This window comes from Succinivibrio sp. (assembly GCF_045124615.1).
GTDB classification, from domain to species: Bacteria; Pseudomonadota; Gammaproteobacteria; order Enterobacterales; family Succinivibrionaceae; genus Succinivibrio; species Succinivibrio faecicola.
In genome coordinates this window covers 1-2332 of record NZ_JBGVMC010000138.1, presented here as the reverse complement: position 1 = coordinate 2332, position 2332 = coordinate 1, and the positions used below count along the sequence as shown (strand labels likewise).

General features: G+C 31.7%; 1 protein-coding gene and 1 pseudogene. One reads left to right on the top strand and one right to left on the bottom strand.

Translation table 11 applies throughout. The features are described 5' to 3' along the window. Window positions 1-266 precede the first annotated feature (266 nt). Window positions 267-1832 carry a DDE-type integrase/transposase/recombinase gene (locus tag ACJML3_RS03655; RefSeq protein WP_406020714.1) on the top strand — a complete coding sequence of 522 codons (1566 nt, stop codon included), beginning with the start codon at window positions 267-269 and terminating at the stop codon, window positions 1830-1832. A gap of 178 nt (window positions 1833-2010) precedes the next feature. Here ACJML3_RS03655 and ACJML3_RS03650 read toward each other — a convergent pair. After that, window positions 2011-2332: pseudogene (locus ACJML3_RS03650) on the bottom strand (hypothetical protein); the annotation flags it as partial.

Genomic DNA, 2332 nt, shown 5'->3' with positions numbered 1-2332 from the left:
GTTACCCCAATAACTGCAAAATTCTTATAAATAGTTAATAGTTCTTTAGGAGTCATAATTATCACCTCGAAAATATTATGGTAGTGTCAAAAATATCAATTAAGATATAAAAATTCACTACTCTTCATTTTTATCTATATAAACAGTAAAATGACTACTGTATATATCTTCAATAGTCATCTTTTTTACGATTTAACTAAAAAAGATGAAATTCTTATGTTATACTTCTAGCGCCAACCATAAATACATCATAAGGAGATTTCATCATGGACAGTATAACACATATTAAAGATTTAATTAACAGTTTTTCTAAAACTTCTTTTTTATTTTCTCAGTTTATAGAACCTTTATTTATTCTTAAGAATATCTCTTCTGATATTTCCTATAAGCTTAATAACGATGATTTCATTTATCATCTTAATGAGGCATCAAAGCATATAGAATCTCTGAATGCCTATCTTAAGGATAACGTTAATCCCATGCTTAAAAAAGAAGTTAAAAAGCTTAAACATTCTTCCAATAAAGATTCTACTATTCCTTATGCTGATTTCAAGATTGATGAACCTCCATTATTCTCTAATCCCAAAGTCAGTGAACAGTTATCCTTTGAGAATATTATTAAAGATAATCATATTTCTCCTGTCAGAAGAAGAAGTGATAATTTTTCCTTTGAAGGCACCTGTCCCTACTGTGGTGCTCCTAAGGAATATATCTACGATAACAATAAAGGCAAAGGTCAGTTTCAATGCAAGGCATGCAGGAATACTTTTACAGTCAAAACAACCGTCAGTGGAGATGTTGGCATCTACTGCCCTCACTGTAAATGTAAGCTTGACAAGAAACATGACCGCAAAGGCTATATTGTCTATATATGCAACAATAAGAAGTGTTCTTATTTTCAGCATAATAAAGATCTTGTCAAACAAGCCAGTGGTGAGCATCTGAAAACCTCTTCAGGTGAATATCGACTGCATTATCATTACCGTGAATTCAGGTTCAATCTTAATGAACTTAAATCAAATACCAGTAATACTGATACAAAAGTCAGTTTATCAAGAATTCACTTTGATGAACGTGTCTTAGGTCTTGTGTTGACTTATTATGTCAATTATGGTCTCGGTTCTAGAAAGACCGCTCTTATCCTTAAACAGGTTCATGGAGTTAATATCTCTCACCAGACTGTTATTAATTATGCCAGCACAGTATCTTCTCTTGTAAAGGATATGGTTGATAATTATCCTTATAAACTAGGAAATGTTTTATGTGGTGATGAAACTTATATCAAAGTCAGAGGCAAGAATCATTACGTATTCTTCTGGTCTGATCCTAAATCAAAGATTATTACATCATACACAATATATCCTACAAGAGATACAAAGAATGCATGTCAGTCTATTCATGATTCATTAAAGCATTATCATGGAAATATTCCTGCTGATCTTACGCTTATTACTGATGCCAATCCTATATACAATGCTGCACAGTTATTCTTTGATATAAATAACATCAAATTTGAACTTCATCAGGTTATTGGTGTTAAAAATAAAGATGATGAATCAAAGAAGTACAGACCATTCAAGCAGATTGAAGAAAGACTTAACAGGACATATAAACAGAACTATTATGGCACTAATGGTTATGACAAACTTGAAGGTGCCAATACCTATATGGTCTTATTCGTATGTTTCTTCAATTTTTTAAGACAGCATTCATCACTAGGATACAAAACGCCAGTAGATGATAATCAGCCTGATCATAATATGCTTATGCCTGATCAGTGGCTAAAGCTTATTAAGGTCAGTCACAAATATCATACTGAAATGTCTGACTAATCCCTTCTCAAAACATACTGTTTTGGAGACGATACCCTCATTGCGCCCAAAATCAGCTAATTAAACCACTTTTAGGTCGTTCAATCCTTTTAGAAAATTCCAAACTCATTAATTTTCCAAGAATATCAGATTAGAGTATAAAATTTATATAAAAATTACTAATGTATCTATATAGTTTTCATAAACTTTTTACTCTACCTTTACTAGTTAACTCAATGACTTTTTCAGCTATATCAGCTGAAGTATCAACCATCTTATCCCAATCACAATCAATTTGTGGAATATCATTTAAGTTAGTACGATTATCACAAGTCACATCACTACGTCCTGGTAATAAATAAGTATCAGCAACCATTTGTTGAGCTTCATCAGTGAATAAATAATCTATAAATGCCTTTGCATTATCCTGTAACCCCCAAGTCTTCAGATAATACGCACTACGTCTTCCTTGTATTCCACATCCAAATCCAATAATTACTTTATCTGATAAGTATTCGATT

Coding starts and splice junctions, on each gene's coding strand:
- ACJML3_RS03655 (WP_406020714.1), top strand. CDS start 267: ATGGACAGTATAACACATATTAAAGATTTAATTAACAGTTTTTCTAAA.